The sequence below is a fragment of the Arthrobacter sp. StoSoilB20 genome (assembly GCF_019977295.1).
Classification (GTDB): Bacteria; Actinomycetota; Actinomycetes; order Actinomycetales; family Micrococcaceae; genus Arthrobacter; species Arthrobacter nicotinovorans_A.
Genome location: NZ_AP024651.1, coordinates 4,537,279 through 4,552,097, shown reverse-complemented (window position 1 = coordinate 4,552,097; position 14,819 = coordinate 4,537,279). Strand labels below are relative to the sequence as shown.

The window sequence follows — 14,819 nt, the reverse complement described above, 5'->3', positions numbered from 1 at the left end:
CGGACCCACTATCCTCTTTGCATGGGCGTGTGGGGAGCGTTTTCCTTGCCGGGCTCCCGCTTTTGTGGGCGGGGTCGGACCCCGCAGCGGGCGCGTGCAGGATGCCCATCCACCAGGGTGGCTGGCCCATGAGGCCGCCGGACAACGCTTCGCCTCCGGACAATTATGCAGCCTTTATCCAGAGGCTGGACGACGCCGCTGCCCACCTCCGATCCCGGCTCCGGTCCGTCCTCCAGGCACTCGGCGCAGTCTCAGTGCTGCTGGAAAAGTACCAGGCCGCTTCCTTGAAGTGGGAACATCGCAGGGCCCGTGTATCGATGGAATTGGACCGCCACACCGGAGGGCCGGAGAAGTGCGCCGCCCTTGGTGAACTCCACGACACCGCTGTGAAAATGGTGGCGCTCCACCACGCGCAGACAACACGCATCAATGAAAGGATGCACCAGCTACGAGGCCGGCGCGACGCTATCCAAAAGTCGCTGGCAGAGCTTGAAACCGCCGCGGCCAAACTGAAGGCGTCCCGTGCGGTGCAGCAAGACCGGCACAACCTCAACACAGTCCTTTATGAACTCGCCGGGGCCAAGGGCGGCGGCGCATCGATACCGGACCATGGGTTGCTCAACGATCTGAAGCAAGCCCGCGAGTCGGTCATCCTCGCCGAAGCGCTCATGGAAGTGAAGGGGGACCAACCATGAAAGATCCAGAGCAGCCGCTATCCACCAAAGGCACGGTCACGGTGGTTCAGTGGGAAAGTAGGACCGGCGATGAACCCGTCGTGAAGTTCGTCATCTTTGGCGTGCTGGGGGTCCTTATCGGACTGCTTCTGATGGTCTTCCTGCCTGCCTTCAGAAGCATCGGCGCCGTCGCCATGTTCACGGTGGTCTTCGCCGGAATCCTAACGCTTCCTGTCATTGCAGCGCGCAGGAACTTCATGCAGGGAGTCACCGCAAGAGTGAATGACACCATTGCCGAGGTGACGGGGAACGCCAGTGAGGCGCTCTCGGTGCAGCAACTTCACCGTCTGATCAGGACTGGCGAACCATGGCCGCTCCTGGTCAACGGCGTGGCCGGGTTACGGCTGCAGGTTCAGCGGGTCCTTGCCCAGAAAGAGGACGCCCCGGTGAAGTGGCGGGCAGTGATCACGGCAGTTCCGCCCGGGAGTGGAGTATCCAGCTTTGACCGTTTGTTGGATGCCGCCCTCAAGCCTGCAGCGGGAAACCGTCGGTAGCCGCTTACTCAGGCTTCGATGTCCACCCGGACGCGCTCGCCGTTGAAGTATTCCAGCTGCCAGCCGTCCGACACGTGGTGGTGTGCCAGGTTCAGGACCGCGTTCTGGACGCTGTCCAAGGTGCGGCCGATGGCACGGCTCAGGGTCAGCCTGATCAAGGTGCCATGCGCGACCACCAGGACCCGTTTGCCGGCGAATTCCCGGGCCAACTCTTCCAGGGCTGCGATGCCCCGGTCGGCGGCAGCTTCATCGCTTTCGCCGCCGCGGAATCCGCCCGGGATGCGCAATGCCTCAAGCTCAGGGCCTGCCTGCAAGCCTTCCGCGGGGCCAAAGCTGCGTTCGGTGAGCTCGGGAACAAGCCGGGCCACCTTCAGTCCGAGCCCGTCTGCGATGATTTCCGCCGTTTCGGCCGCGCGGCTCAGCGGCGAGGACACCACGGTGTCCCACGGCTGATCCGAGAGGAACGCGACGGCTTCGCGCGCCTGTTCCCGGCCGACGTCGTTGAGGGGAATATCGGTGGAACCCTGCAACCGGCGCTCCGCGTTCCAGTCGGTCTGGCCATGGCGGACGAGGGCGAAAGTCGTGAGGGTCATGCCTTCCATTGTGCCTTGCACAGTGGTGGTGCCGCAGTTCCGTACGTCACGTAAGGAAGCGCCCGACGGCGGGAGGTCGCCGTCGGGCGCCTTGCTGCGGCTAGTGCCGTTCGGTTGGGTCAGCTGCGTACACCGTGCGCCCGCCCACCACTGTCCGCAGGATCTTTGCTTCCAGCAGCACCTGTGGGGCGTCTGCGGCGAAGACGTCGGTGTCCAGGACCACGAAGTCTGCGTACAACCCGGCAGCCAGGCGGCCGATGTGATGTTCTGCCCCACACGTCCAGGCTGAATCGCGGGTGGCGTGTTCGATCGACTCGGCCAGTGGCAGGGCGAATTCCGGGACGTTGGTGCCCGCTGAGGGATCCAAGGCGGACGCGCGCGTGGTGGCTACGTACATGTTGGGCAACGGTGCGTGCGGGGAAGTGGGCGAGTCCGTGCCGAAGGCGAGGCGGGCGCCGGCAGCAGTGATCCACGGCCACGGGAAGCCGCGTTCCACGCGGTCGTCGCCCAGCTTGGCGCACCAGTTCCCGCTAATGGCAGGATCAGCGTGGACCGGCTGCATGCTCGCGGTAATCCCCAGGGAGGCGAGGCGATCGACGTCGGCCCTGTCCACCAACTCCAGATGCTCAATGCGGTGGCGGCGTTCGCGGGGGCCGTTCTCCGCCACGGCGTGCTCCACCGCTCCGATCGCGATCCGGACCGATTCATCGCCGATCGCGTGCATGGCAACCTTCAACCCGGCAGCATCTGCCGCTGCAACCACGGGTGCGAGTTCCTCGAGGCTCCAGATCGGCTCCGCATTCGAACCATCGGCGTACGGCATGCCGAGGGTGGCGGTGCAGCCGTCGATCGTGCCATCAATGATGACTTTGATGCCCACCACCCGCAGGAAAGGCGAAACATGTTCGACGGCGAGCGCGGCCGCCCGCTGAACCTGGGCAATGTTTTCCTCCGCCGATCCAGCGTTGTTGACCCTCCAGTAGGCGATGAGCCGGCTGGTCAAGGTGCCGTCTTTGTCGGCCCGGATAAAGGCCTCAAGGTCGGTCTCGTTGAAACCCATGTCGCAGGCGGTGGTCACGCCGGTTTCGCGGTAGGCGTGTTGGACGGCGGCGATGCTGGCCTCGTGCTCGCTTTTACTGACCCGGGCATCGAGGTAGGGGAGCACCATGTCATAGAAGGCGTTCTCGTCGATGTATCCGGTGGCATGCCCGTGCGAATCCCGCTTGATGGTGCCGCCGTGAGGGTTCTGCGTGTGGTGATCAATGCCGAGTTCAGCCAACGCCGCAGTGTTCACCCACACGGAGTGGAAGTCGTAGGCGAAGGCATACACGGGCCTGTCTTGAACTACGGCGTCGAGCATCGCCGCATCAGGCACGCCACCGGGAATGGCCCCGTGCAGCCAGCCGGTGGCCAGGATCCGGTCAGCGTTCGGGCGTTCTGCGGCCCCTGCCTTGATGCGGTGCTGGATCTCCTCCACGGATTTGGCTCCCCATAGGCTGACCTGTCCCAAAGCTTCCCCGGTCCCGACGACGTGGGCGTGGCCATCCACGAACCCCGGGACCACCAGGCGGCCTTCGAGGTCAACCCGTTCGGCGTCGGGCCTGAGCCGTTCGGCGGTATCGGCGTCGCCGACGTACAGGATGCGTTCGCCCTGGACGAGGATGGCCTCGGCCCAGCGGCGGGTATCGGAGGTGAAGATTCGGGCGTTGGTGTAGAGCTGGGTGGTCACGCTGCTTTGTCCTTGCTTTTGGGGGTGGCTTCGTCTGCTGCTGCATCTGCCGCAGTCCGGCTATCCAGGGAGCGGCTCACGTCCAGGAGCAGCTGGTTTTGGAGTTGGTGGAGGTGTTCGCTTTCCGGCTCCGGCCAGGTGGACAGTTTCACCATCACGGTCTGGGTGGGTGGGTCTATCCACAGGTACTGGCCGTATATGCCGATTCCCGTGACGTTGCCTCTTTCGTTGCCCGTGCACCACCACTGCCGGGTATAGGAACCGCCGGGGTGGATGGCGGTGAAAGAGGAGTCCACCATGGCTTCGCGATCCCCGCCATTGAGGATGTTCCCAACCCACTCCGGGGAAACCACCCTGCCAAGGGGAGCTTCGCCGTCGTCGAGCATTAGCTGCCCCACCCGGGCGAGGTCCCGGGCGGTGCAGGAAACCCCGCCGTTCGCGAAGCCGAAGCCGGCGGAATCCACGGTAATGGTGGCGTCCCTGTCTGCACCGAGTTTGGACCACAGATACGTGGACAGGGCTTCGGAGTAGCGCAGCCCGGTGACGCGCTCGATGACCCAGGCAAGAACATCGGTGTTGGCCGAGGAGTACTGGAATTCGGACGCGGTGCCGTTCCCGGTCAGGGTGGTCAGGAATGCGTAGGTGTCCTGGGGGTCTCCGGGGCGGCGGGTGCGCCACCCTGCGGAACGGTCATGGGTCTGGACCTCGGATGCTGGATCCACATAGTCCTCGCTGTAGTCGAGGTGGATGGCCATATCCAGCACGTTCTGGATGGTGGGACCGTCGTAGGCGGAGCCGGCGAGCTCCGGGATGTAGTCCACCACGCGCGCAGTGGGGACAATCTCTCCCGAATCGATCAAGGCCCCCACTACCAGCCCGCACATGGACTTTGAAACGCTCATCACCAAGTGCAGGTCATCGGGTGCGAAGCCGGGGCGGTAGTACTCTGCGATGACCTGGTTGCGGTGCAGGACCAGGAAGGCATCGGTATAAGTCTCTTCGAGCCGGTGCAACAGGTCCGGGAGCCCCAGCCCGTTCAAGCTGCCAGCAGCCGCAGCGGAGGCGTCAGGGAGGCGGCGGGAAACTGTCGCCGTCGGGACGATCTCGCCAAGGTGCGCGAACGTCCAACGGTTGTGCGGTCCCTCCTGCCAGGTGTCCAGCGTTGGCTGGCCGGTGGCGCCGGGATAGCGGGATGGGTGGTGGCCGGTGGGGGCGTTCATGCATGCGCTCCTTGGGTGACGGATGGTGTGGTGGTGCTGCGGCGCAGGGAGGGGGTCAATACGATGTACACGCCGGCGGTGACGATCATGGAGACGGGTACGGAGAGATCCAGGAAGCCCATGGCAGCCGAGATTGGTCCGGTCCATACGGCGTTGGTGAGGAAGAGTGAGGCCACGGCGGCGCCGAGGACCACCGCGAGCATGCCCGGGATGTGCCAGCCGCGGCTGTACCAGAACGGGCCGCCCGGTTTCTCATTGAAGAGTTCCTCGCCCTTGTAGCGGTTGCGGCGAAGGATGACGTCCACGGCGAAGATGGTCATGGTGGGCCCGGAAATCAGGACCAGAAGTTGAAGCATCAGGTTGACGGCGTCCAGGAGGCTGGTGGACATGACGAGGTAGATGGTCAGCGCCGCGCCGATGCCCCCGACCACAATGGCTGATGGGATGCGCCGGATCGGGACGCCGATGGACTGGAACGCCATGCTGGCGGTGTAGGTGGTCATGCCGTTCAGCGAGATCGTGTTGATGATGACCCCCACTACGAAGATCGGTCCCAGCCAGGCCGGGAGCAGGGCCAGGAGTGCAGACTCGATGCCGAGGTCCATGGCTGCCGGGCTGATGCCGGTAGCCAGCAATGCGCCCACGGCCGTGAAGAACATGCAGGGCAACGCCCCGCCGAAGGCCGTGGCCGCGATGATGTGCGAGCGCTTGGTGTTCTCGGGGAGGTAGCGGGCCAGGTCCGGGCTGTTGCTGTAGGACAGGGGAGTGGAAGCCAGAATGGCGAAGCCAATGGTCGCGGCAGACCACAGCCCAGCACCTTCAAGCGGTGCCGGGGCGGCATAATCCCATTGCACATGGGGCAGGACGAACGCCGTCACCAGCAGGAAGATGGCCAGCAGCACGGAGGCCACCAAGGGGTAGCTGCGGAGGATCAGGCTGTGGCCGAACACTGCCACCACCACGGTAATCGCGGCCACGACGATGGTGACGGTCACCGGGCCGGCTACGGGATCCGTGAAGCCAAGCTGTGCCAGGAGTTCAGCGCCCATGAAGGAGGACGCCAGCCAGTTCAGGGCCAGGAAGACGGCGGAAATGAACCAGCCAAAGAAAGCGACCACTACCCTGTTGCCGCGGATCCCGTAGATGGCGCGGGTGATGACGGAGCCGGATGTTCCGGCGGCCGGGCCGCTGGTGGCCACGATCCCGGTGAGGATCCATGGGAGGCTGCCGGCGACGATGACAAGGAGGGCCTGCCACAGTTCCAAGCCGAGCAGGATCAGTGAGGCGCCGACTGTGAAATTCAGGACGCTGACGTTGGGGGCCGCCCATACGGGGAAGAGATCGCGGGCGCGGCCGTGCCGTTCCGAGGCCTCGATGAGTTCGATGCCGCGGGTTTCGGGGTGGGCAAGGGGTTCCGGATAGCTGACCGGATCAGTGGCATGGGGCTGGGACAACGCTGTTCCTCTCGGGCAAAGACCGGCTCACGACGATGGGATACCGGCCCGGTGATGCTATTGGTCGCGTGACCAACGTGCTATTGGTCACTAATCCAATAGACTGTCGATCATGGTGTCAAGCCCCCCGCCCCAACGTGTCCGGAAATTACCTGACGAGCGCCGCGCAGAAATCCTTTCCGAGGCCGCGTCCATTGCCCTGGCCGAGGGGCTCGAGCGGATTACCCTCCGCGCCGTCGCGGACCGGCTGGGTGTCCGGCCCGGCCTGATCAGCCATTACTATCCGGCCGCCGAAGACCTGGTGGTTGCAGCCTTTGTCCTCGCCGTTTCGGAGGAGCGGGAAGAGTTGTTTCCCGACGACGGAACTCCCCTGCACCGCATGGCCCATTTGGTTTCACGCATCGAAGGCAACGGGGCCTTTCCGTTGACCCGGCTATGGCTCAACGCGAGGCACCTCTGCCGCTTTACTCCCGCGTTGGCCGAGGCCATGCTGGCGCAGGAGCATCTGGACCGAACCCGGCTGACCGCGCTCATTGAAGATGGCCGGGCGTCGGGTGACTTCGCCGTCGACGATCCATTCGCAGCCTGCATCCGGATCTGGGTGGCGATCGACGGCGTCGGCTCCTACGCCAACAACCCCGGCTCCTTTGATTATGAAGCGTTTACGCGGTTCGTCACCGACGTTGCCGAATGGACCCTGGGCGTGCCCGCGGGCAAGTTGCGGGCGGCGGTGGATCAGTTGCGCGAGGCCTGACATCGGCCGCAATGCAGCTGCCCCCATTGTTCTTCCAGCGATTTAATCAGTATCCTGATAACTTATCTGGTGAAACCGGATGATGCTGTTTGGGCTCCTTGCCTGGGCCGCACGTGGCTGAAGCAGATTGGCCGCGCGGCCATCGTGAAAGTTTGATTGACGGCATTGCTTGGTGACGCAAGGACAGTGGTTGGGTCCGCGGCTCCAGGTATGCCTGAAGGACGTGACATTTCGTGGGCAACAATGACGAGGCCGTGGACTCCCGTGTCCCCGATTCCATCGACGACACACTGGACGGCCGCTACCAGTTGGGACCCGTGCTGGGTCGGGGCGCCATGTCTGCCGTTTACAAGGCAACAGACCTGCTGCTCGGCCGCGATGTAGCCATCAAGATCTTCCTCCCCGGCTCCGGCGACGACTCATTCCGGGCCCGGCAGGAAAACGAAATGCGGTTGCTGGCCGCCTTCGACCACCCCGGGCTGGTGGCAGCGTTGGATGCCGGGGTGGACACGAGGAATGACGAAGAGCGCGCCTACCTGGTCATGGAACTGGCCGAAGGCCGCGATCTGCGTGCCATGCTCTCCGAGGGACCCCTCACCATTCCGGAGACCGCACGCATCGGAACCCGGCTGGCCGGGGCCCTGTCCCAAGTGCACGCCAAAGGTGTCATCCACCGCGACATCAAGCCGGCCAACATCCTGGTCTCCGACGACGACGTACTGGGTGGGTCTGTAAAGCTGGCGGACTTCGGTGTGGCGCTGGTGATGAACGACCACCGCCTGACTGCCACCGGGTTCACCGTCGGTACGGCCCAGTACCTGAGCCCCGAACAGGCCCAGGGCCTGCATCTGACCCCGGCGAGCGACATTTACTCGTTGGGCCTGGTTCTGCTCGAATGCCTTACGGGTAAGGCGGAATACCCTGGGACGCCCATCGAAACGGCGTCGGCCCGCCTCCACCGCGCGCCCCAAATACCCCTGGATCTGCCCGCCCCGTTGCGCTCGCTCCTGGAAGCCATGACCGACATGGATCCCGAAAAGCGCCCGGCCGCTCAAGAGGTGGAACAGTCGCTTGCCGCGGACGGGATTCAAACCGGCCGCAGGACTGCAGTGCTGACGGCGGTGCCCCCTCAGGGCCCGCTGCGCTCAGCCACCCGGAAGCAAGCCACCATCACCAGCATCCAGAGCTTCACCAAACGTCGTCCCAAGACGGTGCGGGGCGTGGCAGCGGCAGCCGTGACCATTCCGATAGCGCTGTTGCTGTTGGCCCAGGGCATTGGCTTGGCCGGCAATACACCTGATCCGTCACAGCCCGCCGACCCCGGAATCTCCCAGGCCGACCCCCAACCCGCCACACCCGAAGTGACCCGGGACCCTGCGGGAACCGCCCCGGATGCGCCCGAAGGACCTGGGCCCTCGGCAACCGCCCCCGCCGCTCCAAAAGCCGCGGATCCGGGCCCGGCCGAGGTCGTCAACCTTCCCGAGACCACCCAGCCGGAACTTGGCACGGTGCCTGCCGGTCAGCCGGTCGTCGAACAAGCGCCCCTCAGCGGCAAGGAACTCGCAGCTCAAAAGAGCGAGGGCAAGAGCGGCAAGAAGTCCGAAAGCGGCAAAGGCAACGGCAAGTAGCCCAATCACCGTTGATTAACGCACGACGGCGACCTGCCGCCGTCGTGCGTTACGTTCTGTCAGTTCGGCGACCCTGAACGCGCTGGCCGGGGTCAGCTTCCGGAGGGGAAACTGACGGCCACTGTTGTACCGCCGCCGGGAGTTTCTGCCAGGGTGAGGTCGCCGCCGTGTGCTTTCGCGATGCTGCTGCAGGTAGCCAGGCCGAGACCTGAGCCGGGGCCGTCGCCCTGCCTGCGCAGGCGTACCAAGGGTTCCAGGACCTTTGCGCGGTCCTCCGGGGCGATGCCCTTGCCGTTGTCCGCAACGAAGACAGTGGCGCCGTGATAGTTCGAAACCCCGCTGATCCGGACCCGCAGCTCACGATCCGGGCTGCGGTAGTTCATGGCATTCGAAACGAGGTTCTGCAGCAGTGTGCGGAGCTGCCCACGGTCCGCCTGGAGCCGGAGCTCCTGGACGTCCACAACGTCATCGTTCTCGATGCCGAGGTCACGGGCAACCTCTTGGGCTACCTCGCGCAGTGACACCGTGACCGGCTGGATGCCGCCACCCACGCGGGAGTAGCTCAGGACGTCCTCGAGCATGCCCAGCATCCGGCGGCCGCTGGCACCTATCCGGTCCAGATACTGTGCAGCGGTGCTTTGGGGTTCGACGTCGGGGTCGTCCTCCACCAGTTCCACGTAGCCGAGGATGGTGGTCAGGGGGATGCGGAGGTCATGGCTGACGCGGCCAGCGAAGCCGGCGAGTTTCGCGTTGCTTTCCCGCAACTCGGAATAGGTACGGTCCAACTGGACGGTACGGTGCTGAAGTTCAAGCAACTCCACTACCTGCTTGGCCAGGACTTCCAGCATGCTGACCTGTTCAGGGGTCAATTCCTTGGTCTTGTCCGAGAAAACGCACAGGGTTCCGGGGACGAACCCGGACTCTGTTTGCAGGGGAACTGAGGCGTAAAAGCGGACATCGCCGATCTCGCCGGTAACAAAAGGATTGTCTGCGAAGCGGGGGTCCTTGGACGCATCCGCCACCACGGTCCTCTCGCGGGAGAGGAATACCTTGGCGCACATGGAGTCTTCACGGGAGCACACCCCCGGGTCCACGCCCCACGCGCCGATCTGGTGTTGGTACTCGGCACTGATGATGTTGACCACGCCAAACGGTGCGCCGCACAGCTCGGTGGCGAGCCTCACGAGGTTCTGCAGGGCACTCATGACGGCGGCATTGGGCAGGAGCGTGGAATCCACGGCGGGATCAAGCCCATACTCCTGCAGTTCCAAGTCCCTGGCTGCGTCCTTCGTGAAAGACAGCTGCCCCTGAATTTCCGTCATAAAAAACAATCCCCCAAGAGTTTCGTCAATTACCTGCCGATACTACCGGGCCGTTGGACCCGGTGGTTTACTGGATCGCATGACCGAGCAGGAACCGTCCACCGCCGCGTCTACTGACACCATCGATCTCTCCGTACGAACCCCGGCACAAAGGTCCCGCACCTTCACCGGGATCCTGATCAACACGGCGATCGCCAATATCACCACGAGCTATCTCTGGTTCGCGTTGACCTTTTGGGTGTATCTGGAATCCCGCAACGTGATCGCCACAGGGGTGATCGGCGGTGCGTACATGTTGTTGATCGCGCTCTCCAGCATCAGCTTCGGCACCTTCGTGGACCGGTACCGGAAACTGGCCGTGATGCGCTTCGCGGCCATGTTCACCCTGGTGATGTTCGTCCTGTCCGGGATCATGTTCCTGCTGACGCCCGAAGAAGCGCTGCTGGACCTGACGCAGCCCTGGTTCTGGATCTTCACCATGATCATCCTGATAGGTGCTGTGGTGGAGAACATGCGCAACATCGCACTGTCCACCACGGTCACCATCCTGATCGAACCCGACCGCCGGCCCAACGCAAACGGTCTGGTGGGCATGGTGCAAGGGCTCATGTTCATTGTGACCTCGGTGCTATCCGGGTTGTCCGTGGGGCTGCTGGGCATGGGGTGGACCGTGGTTGTGGCCCTGGTGCTCACCGCAGTGGCCTTCGCGCATCTCCTCACGCTGCGGATGCCCGAGGAAGTACGGGCAGCGGCCTCCGACGCGGAAGGCGGATTCGACCTGCGAGGTTCCTGGGCTGCAGTCATGGCGATATCCGGACTGTTTGCCCTGATCCTCTTCTCAACGTTCAACAACTTCATTGGCGGGGTCTACATGGCCCTGATGGATCCTTACGGACTGGAAATGTTCTCCGTGGAAATGTGGGGAACTGTCTTTGCCGTGGGAGCCACGGGGTTTGTTGTTGGCGGCGCCTTGATTGGCAAGTTCGGACTCGGCTCCAACCCCTTGCGCACCATGTTGATTGCAGTGATGCTCATGGGCTTGATCGGTGCACTGTTCACCGTGCGGGAGTGGGCCTGGCTCTACATCGCAGGAATCTGGCTGTACATGGCCTTGGTTCCCGTAGTGGAGGCGGCCGAACAAACCGTCATCCAAAAGGTGGTTCCCTTGCCCCGGCAAGGGCGGGTGTTTGGCTTCGCCATGGCGTTCGAGTCCGCGGCTGCACCCATCACCGCCTTCCTCATCGCTCCGATCGCCCAGTTCTGGATCATCCCCTACGCACGGTCATCCGAGGGCGCAGCACAACTGGAACCGCTGCTGGGAGAAGGGATTTCCCGTGGCATCGCCTTGGTCTTCCTGGCCGCGGGCCTCATCATGATTGCCGTGGCGCTGCTCGCCTTCCTGACTCCGGTTTACCGACGCGTCTCGGCCTCGTATGCGACGACGGCGGCGGAAGAGTCGGCGGAATCGGCGGCGGAATCGGCGGCGGAATCGGCTGCGGGACCCGCGGCGGAAGAATCCGCTGCGGGCTGAGTGGCTTGGGCAGCGCGGATGGGACTCCAACCGTCAGCGCACCCAAAGATCATTCTTTTTGGATGAGACAGGGTGATTGTCCCGGGGTGCAGGGTTGAGTCAGATCGTGTCGCCCTGGCCAGGGCCGCAGAGAGGGAGATGCTTCCATGGCTCAGCAGGACCATTGCGATTACGTCATCGGGTTCGAACCGGAAGACATCATGTTCCTGGCGTGGAAACCTGGCGTGCGGATCGAGGCCGCCAACGCCCGTGCCGCCGTCGAGGCCGTCAATGATCTCGCTGCCGGCCGCAGGTATCCGCTCTTGGTGACCATGGCCGAGACCGCCCACCTCAGCCGTGCGGCCCGCGATGTTTTTGTTGAGCCCTGTGCTGCCTCGAGGATTGCCCTTCTGGGAAACAACCCGGTGGACCGCATGCTCGCCGACTACCAATTGGCGGTCCAAGAGCCACCTTGCCCCACCCAATTCTTCACTTCTGCTGCTGAAGCGAGAGCCTGGCTTCGGCTCTCTCCGGATGAAGATGGCCGGGGCGCGCAGCAGGAAGCGGGAGGGAACCCGCAAAAGGACCGGCACGAAGACCGGAGCGGCTCCGTCGGAAGAACCGCGCCGTGACCGAACCGGCGTCGGGCATCCCTGCCGCTTCGGCGACAGTACCCGCTGACCCGCCAGCGCTGGCAGGCCCGCCCAGCCAGGGTCCAACACCGCCGGATTCAACACCGCCGGATTCAGCACAGCCCGGTTCAACACCGCCCGGTTCAACACCGCCCGGTTCAACACCCCCCGGTTCCCAGCACCGCCGCCTGGCCAACGAGTCCGAGGCACTTCTGGCTGCTTCTTCCGCCGCAGTGGTGGCCGGGCTCGCAGGATTGCTCCTCTTCTTCGGCCGCACCCCTCCCTTATGGGGCGGCGTCTCCTTGGGCCTCGTGTCTGCGGGCGCTGTTCTGGTGCTGGGGTTGGCCTCGGCGTATATCGGGTACTGGCGTTCGCGGTATCAGCCGGATCAGCACTGGCGGCTTGGACTGCCGGCCTGGAAATTCATTGTGGACGCCTCAACGGTGGCCTTGGTCCATGCCCTGATCGCAGCGATCGCAACTGTCGCGGTTTTCCTTCTTCTGCAGCGCAGCTTCCAGGGGCTCACCGTGGATATCTATGCGGCCACCGTGGGGATGGCAGTCGTGTCAGGCTTGGCTGCCTACTGGATTTACCTGTCGGTGTACGACATCAGCACCCGCAAACTGTCCGGTCTCCTGGTCCTGTTCATGGTGATGAGCATCGTGGCCAGCATGGCGACGTCGCAGGATCCCAAATGGTGGGAGTACCACTTCAGCCAGCTCGGCACTGTGGGCGGGGCGTCCAGTGGACTCTTTAATCTGTCGCTGATCGTGGCCGGATTCTTCATCACCACCTTCGCCGTCTATTTGGACCGTGATTTGCGTTCCCTCATCGCCCAGGGCGTGCTGGTCAAGCCTTGGAGCGCAGGACTTTGCTCGGGTGCGTTCGTGGCCATGGGGTTGTTGCTGGCCGGGGTGGGCGTGGTCCCGTTGTCCGTCAGCTTCCTGATCCATACCTTGTTCGCCTCCGGGATGGCGGTGGTGTTCATCTTGCTGCTCCTTGCCTCGCCCTTCATCCTCCGTGGCCTGCCCCGCCGGTTTTTCCTGGTGTGCGGCAGTTTCCTCGCGGCCCTGATCGTGTCGCTGGTGCTGTTCTACCCGGTGGGTTACTTCAACCTCACGGCATTCGAGCTCATTGCGTTCGTGATCATCTATGGCTGGATCGCTGTCTTCATCCGCTTGCTGGACGCCCTCGCCACCCGGAACGACTGATGCCGACCGTGCAGTTGGGGGCCGAGCGGCGCGCGTTGCGGGCTTCTTTGTGGGTCTCCGCTGTGTCTGCCGCAGGGGCCCTGGTTTTGGGGGTGCTCAGCGGGACAAGAATCATCGTGTTCGACGGCGCCTACATGGGCATTGGGCTGGTGCTCACCGCGATCTCCCTCAAGGCATCTTCCGCTTCTGCCGGTGGCCCCACGCGCCGTTTCCCCTTTGGCCGTGACGCCCTGACTCCGCTGGTAGTGCTCATCCAAGGCCTGGCGGTGGCGGGGACGTTGCTGGTGGCAGCGGGCGATGCCGTGGTGGTCATACGCGACGGCGGTTCTCCGGTCAGCGCCGCGATCATCGCCATATATGGGGCTGCCACAGCGGCTATTGGATTCGGGGTGGCCGCGTGGATGCGGCGGGCGGCACCGGACTCGGACCTGGTGGTGGCTGAAATCGCGCAATGGCGGGCGGGGGCCATCCTCAGCGTCATGATGCTCCTGGGCGCGGGGGCGGCATTGGTCCTGCAGGGCCTTGGGCTGAACGATGTTGCCCTCTACGTTGACCCGGTCCTGGTCCTGCTGGCCTGCCTGATCCTGGCATACATCCCTATCGGGTTGATCCGGACCGGGTTGAACGAGCTCCTCGAAGGTGCGCCGTCCAAAGAGTTGGACGCCGCCATCACCCAAGCGATACAGGGCGTCCGGGCGGAATACGGGCTGCAGGAACCGCTCATCCGGTCCGGGAAGGTAGGGCGGAAGCTGTACGTTGAGGTTGATTTTGTGGTGTCCGGATCCGAGTGGAACGTGGGCGAGGAAGACGCCGTCCGCAGGGCTGTTGCTGAAGCATTGGAGCCTTTGGGCCTGGACGTGTGGGCTTACGTTGCCCTCACCGCGGCCCCGGAACTCTTCGAGTGATCCAATGCCATCCCCCGCTTCGGATGAGAACTCCCACACCCCCTACCCCTCGTCAGGGAGGTGTGCAAGTATCGGCAAATGGACCAATATCTGTGGGTGTTGAAGCAAGATCAACTTGATTTGATTCGCGAATTGGAGCCAGCCAGGCTTGAGCTCCTCGATGAGGAAGGCCTGCTGCAACTTCACAAACGGGTTCGGCGGGCCCGCAACAAATACACCACCAACTATCGACGCAAAGCCGCTGACGAGGTCCTGGAAGCCGGCGGCCGCGGAGCTGCATCGAACAAGTCAGACAAGGCACGTGCCCGGGCATTCGTGTTCGAAGAGGCACTCTCGATTGTCAGCACGGAACTGGCGCGCCAGGCCCATGAAGCTGCCGAGGCCTTGAAGGACGAACGGCTGGAACGAGCCAGCGCGGGCAAGTCCACTGGGCCTGGGTCCTCGGGGGGAGGCGCCAAGTCAGCCACGGATTCGGGCCGTGCCCGTTCCCACCAAAAGACCACCGGCGGCGTGAAGCGCGATGCCTCCAGCCAGTCCCAAGGCGCCCAGCGCCAGGCAAAGAAGGACGCCCGCTAAGGAAGCAACAGCTAAAAGGCAACAAGCGCACGACGGCGGCAGGTCGTCGTCGTGCGC

Annotated in this window: 14 protein-coding genes; 9 read left to right on the top strand and 5 right to left on the bottom strand. The window is 64.0% G+C overall.

Annotated features, from left to right (window positions below; all coding sequences use genetic code 11):
* Positions 1-101 precede the first annotated feature (101 nt).
* Together LDN85_RS20780 and LDN85_RS20775 are read left to right on the top strand one after the other, a co-directional pair.
* Complete coding sequence (locus LDN85_RS20780; RefSeq protein ID WP_223944093.1) at positions 102-695, top strand: hypothetical protein; 594 nt, start codon at positions 102-104, stop codon at positions 693-695.
* The gene (locus LDN85_RS20775) at positions 692-1,228 is read left to right on the top strand and encodes a hypothetical protein (protein ID WP_026548543.1); all 537 of its coding nucleotides are present in this window, start codon (positions 692-694) and stop codon (positions 1,226-1,228) included. The genes LDN85_RS20780 and LDN85_RS20775 overlap by 4 nt, the downstream gene beginning before the upstream one ends.
* A gap of 8 nt (positions 1,229-1,236) precedes the next feature.
* Here LDN85_RS20775 and LDN85_RS20770 read toward each other — a convergent pair whose 3' ends face one another.
* From LDN85_RS20770 to LDN85_RS20755, 4 genes are all read right to left on the bottom strand, one after another.
* Positions 1,237-1,830 (bottom strand): histidine phosphatase family protein, encoded by a 594-nt coding sequence (locus LDN85_RS20770; RefSeq protein WP_026543087.1) that lies wholly within the window; start codon positions 1,828-1,830, stop codon positions 1,237-1,239.
* Between the two features lie 91 nt (positions 1,831-1,921).
* Positions 1,922-3,550: an amidohydrolase gene (locus LDN85_RS20765; protein ID WP_223944092.1), complete on the bottom strand. Its 1,629-nt coding sequence runs from the start codon at positions 3,548-3,550 to the stop codon at positions 1,922-1,924.
* The gene (locus LDN85_RS20760) at positions 3,547-4,770 is read right to left on the bottom strand and encodes a serine hydrolase (RefSeq protein WP_223944091.1); all 1,224 of its coding nucleotides are present in this window, start codon (positions 4,768-4,770) and stop codon (positions 3,547-3,549) included. Before LDN85_RS20760 ends, LDN85_RS20765 begins: the two co-directional genes overlap by 4 nt.
* Positions 4,767-6,224 carry a cytosine permease gene (locus tag LDN85_RS20755; RefSeq protein WP_223944090.1) on the bottom strand — a complete coding sequence of 486 codons (1,458 nt, stop codon included), beginning with the start codon at positions 6,222-6,224 and terminating at the stop codon, positions 4,767-4,769. The genes LDN85_RS20760 and LDN85_RS20755 overlap by 4 nt, the downstream gene beginning before the upstream one ends.
* Positions 6,225-6,336: 112 nt before the next feature.
* Here LDN85_RS20755 and LDN85_RS20750 point away from each other — a divergent pair, with 112 nt between their 5' ends.
* Together LDN85_RS20750 and LDN85_RS20745 are read left to right on the top strand one after the other, a co-directional pair.
* Positions 6,337-6,978 (top strand): TetR family transcriptional regulator, encoded by a 642-nt coding sequence (locus LDN85_RS20750; protein ID WP_223944088.1) that lies wholly within the window; start codon positions 6,337-6,339, stop codon positions 6,976-6,978.
* Positions 6,979-7,211: 233 nt separating this feature from the next.
* Positions 7,212-8,606 (top strand): serine/threonine-protein kinase, encoded by a 1,395-nt coding sequence (locus tag LDN85_RS20745; protein ID WP_223944086.1) that lies wholly within the window; start codon positions 7,212-7,214, stop codon positions 8,604-8,606.
* Between the two features lie 92 nt (positions 8,607-8,698).
* Here the strand turns inward: LDN85_RS20745 and LDN85_RS20740 are convergent, their stop codons facing one another.
* The gene (locus LDN85_RS20740; RefSeq protein ID WP_026548537.1) at positions 8,699-9,928 is read right to left on the bottom strand and encodes a GAF domain-containing sensor histidine kinase; all 1,230 of its coding nucleotides are present in this window, start codon (positions 9,926-9,928) and stop codon (positions 8,699-8,701) included.
* Between the two features lie 79 nt (positions 9,929-10,007).
* Here LDN85_RS20740 and LDN85_RS20735 point away from each other — a divergent pair, with 79 nt between their 5' ends.
* From LDN85_RS20735 to LDN85_RS20715, 5 genes are all read left to right on the top strand, one after another.
* The gene (locus LDN85_RS20735; RefSeq protein WP_223944084.1) at positions 10,008-11,459 is read left to right on the top strand and encodes an MFS transporter; all 1,452 of its coding nucleotides are present in this window, start codon (positions 10,008-10,010) and stop codon (positions 11,457-11,459) included.
* A gap of 146 nt (positions 11,460-11,605) precedes the next feature.
* Positions 11,606-12,070: an STAS/SEC14 domain-containing protein gene (locus tag LDN85_RS20730; protein WP_223944083.1), complete on the top strand. Its 465-nt coding sequence runs from the start codon at positions 11,606-11,608 to the stop codon at positions 12,068-12,070.
* Positions 12,067-13,281: a DUF998 domain-containing protein gene (locus LDN85_RS20725; RefSeq protein WP_223944082.1), complete on the top strand. Its 1,215-nt coding sequence runs from the start codon at positions 12,067-12,069 to the stop codon at positions 13,279-13,281. The genes LDN85_RS20730 and LDN85_RS20725 overlap by 4 nt, the downstream gene beginning before the upstream one ends.
* The gene (locus LDN85_RS20720) at positions 13,281-14,186 is read left to right on the top strand and encodes a cation transporter (RefSeq protein WP_223944080.1); all 906 of its coding nucleotides are present in this window, start codon (positions 13,281-13,283) and stop codon (positions 14,184-14,186) included. Before LDN85_RS20725 ends, LDN85_RS20720 begins: the two co-directional genes overlap by 1 nt.
* A 78-nt stretch (positions 14,187-14,264) precedes the next feature.
* Positions 14,265-14,762 carry a hypothetical protein gene (locus LDN85_RS20715; protein ID WP_091553333.1) on the top strand — a complete coding sequence of 166 codons (498 nt, stop codon included), beginning with the start codon at positions 14,265-14,267 and terminating at the stop codon, positions 14,760-14,762.
* Positions 14,763-14,819 lie beyond the last annotated feature (57 nt).

Bases quoted from the DNA above. Each gene is read 5' to 3' on its own strand.
- LDN85_RS20780 (WP_223944093.1), top strand. From the start codon at position 102: ATGCCCATCCACCAGGGTGGCTGGCCCATGAGGCCGCCGGACAACGCT.
- LDN85_RS20775 (WP_026548543.1), top strand. From the start codon at position 692: ATGAAAGATCCAGAGCAGCCGCTATCCACCAAAGGCACGGTCACGGTG.
- LDN85_RS20770 (WP_026543087.1), bottom strand. From the start codon at position 1,830: ATGGAAGGCATGACCCTCACGACTTTCGCCCTCGTCCGCCATGGCCAG.
- LDN85_RS20760 (WP_223944091.1), bottom strand. From the start codon at position 4,770: ATGAACGCCCCCACCGGCCACCACCCATCCCGCTATCCCGGCGCCACC.
- LDN85_RS20750 (WP_223944088.1), top strand. From the start codon at position 6,337: ATGGTGTCAAGCCCCCCGCCCCAACGTGTCCGGAAATTACCTGACGAG.
- LDN85_RS20740 (WP_026548537.1), bottom strand. From the start codon at position 9,928: ATGACGGAAATTCAGGGGCAGCTGTCTTTCACGAAGGACGCAGCCAGG.
- LDN85_RS20735 (WP_223944084.1), top strand. From the start codon at position 10,008: ATGACCGAGCAGGAACCGTCCACCGCCGCGTCTACTGACACCATCGAT.
- LDN85_RS20730 (WP_223944083.1), top strand. From the start codon at position 11,606: ATGGCTCAGCAGGACCATTGCGATTACGTCATCGGGTTCGAACCGGAA.
- LDN85_RS20720 (WP_223944080.1), top strand. From the start codon at position 13,281: ATGCCGACCGTGCAGTTGGGGGCCGAGCGGCGCGCGTTGCGGGCTTCT.
- LDN85_RS20715 (WP_091553333.1), top strand. From the start codon at position 14,265: ATGGACCAATATCTGTGGGTGTTGAAGCAAGATCAACTTGATTTGATT.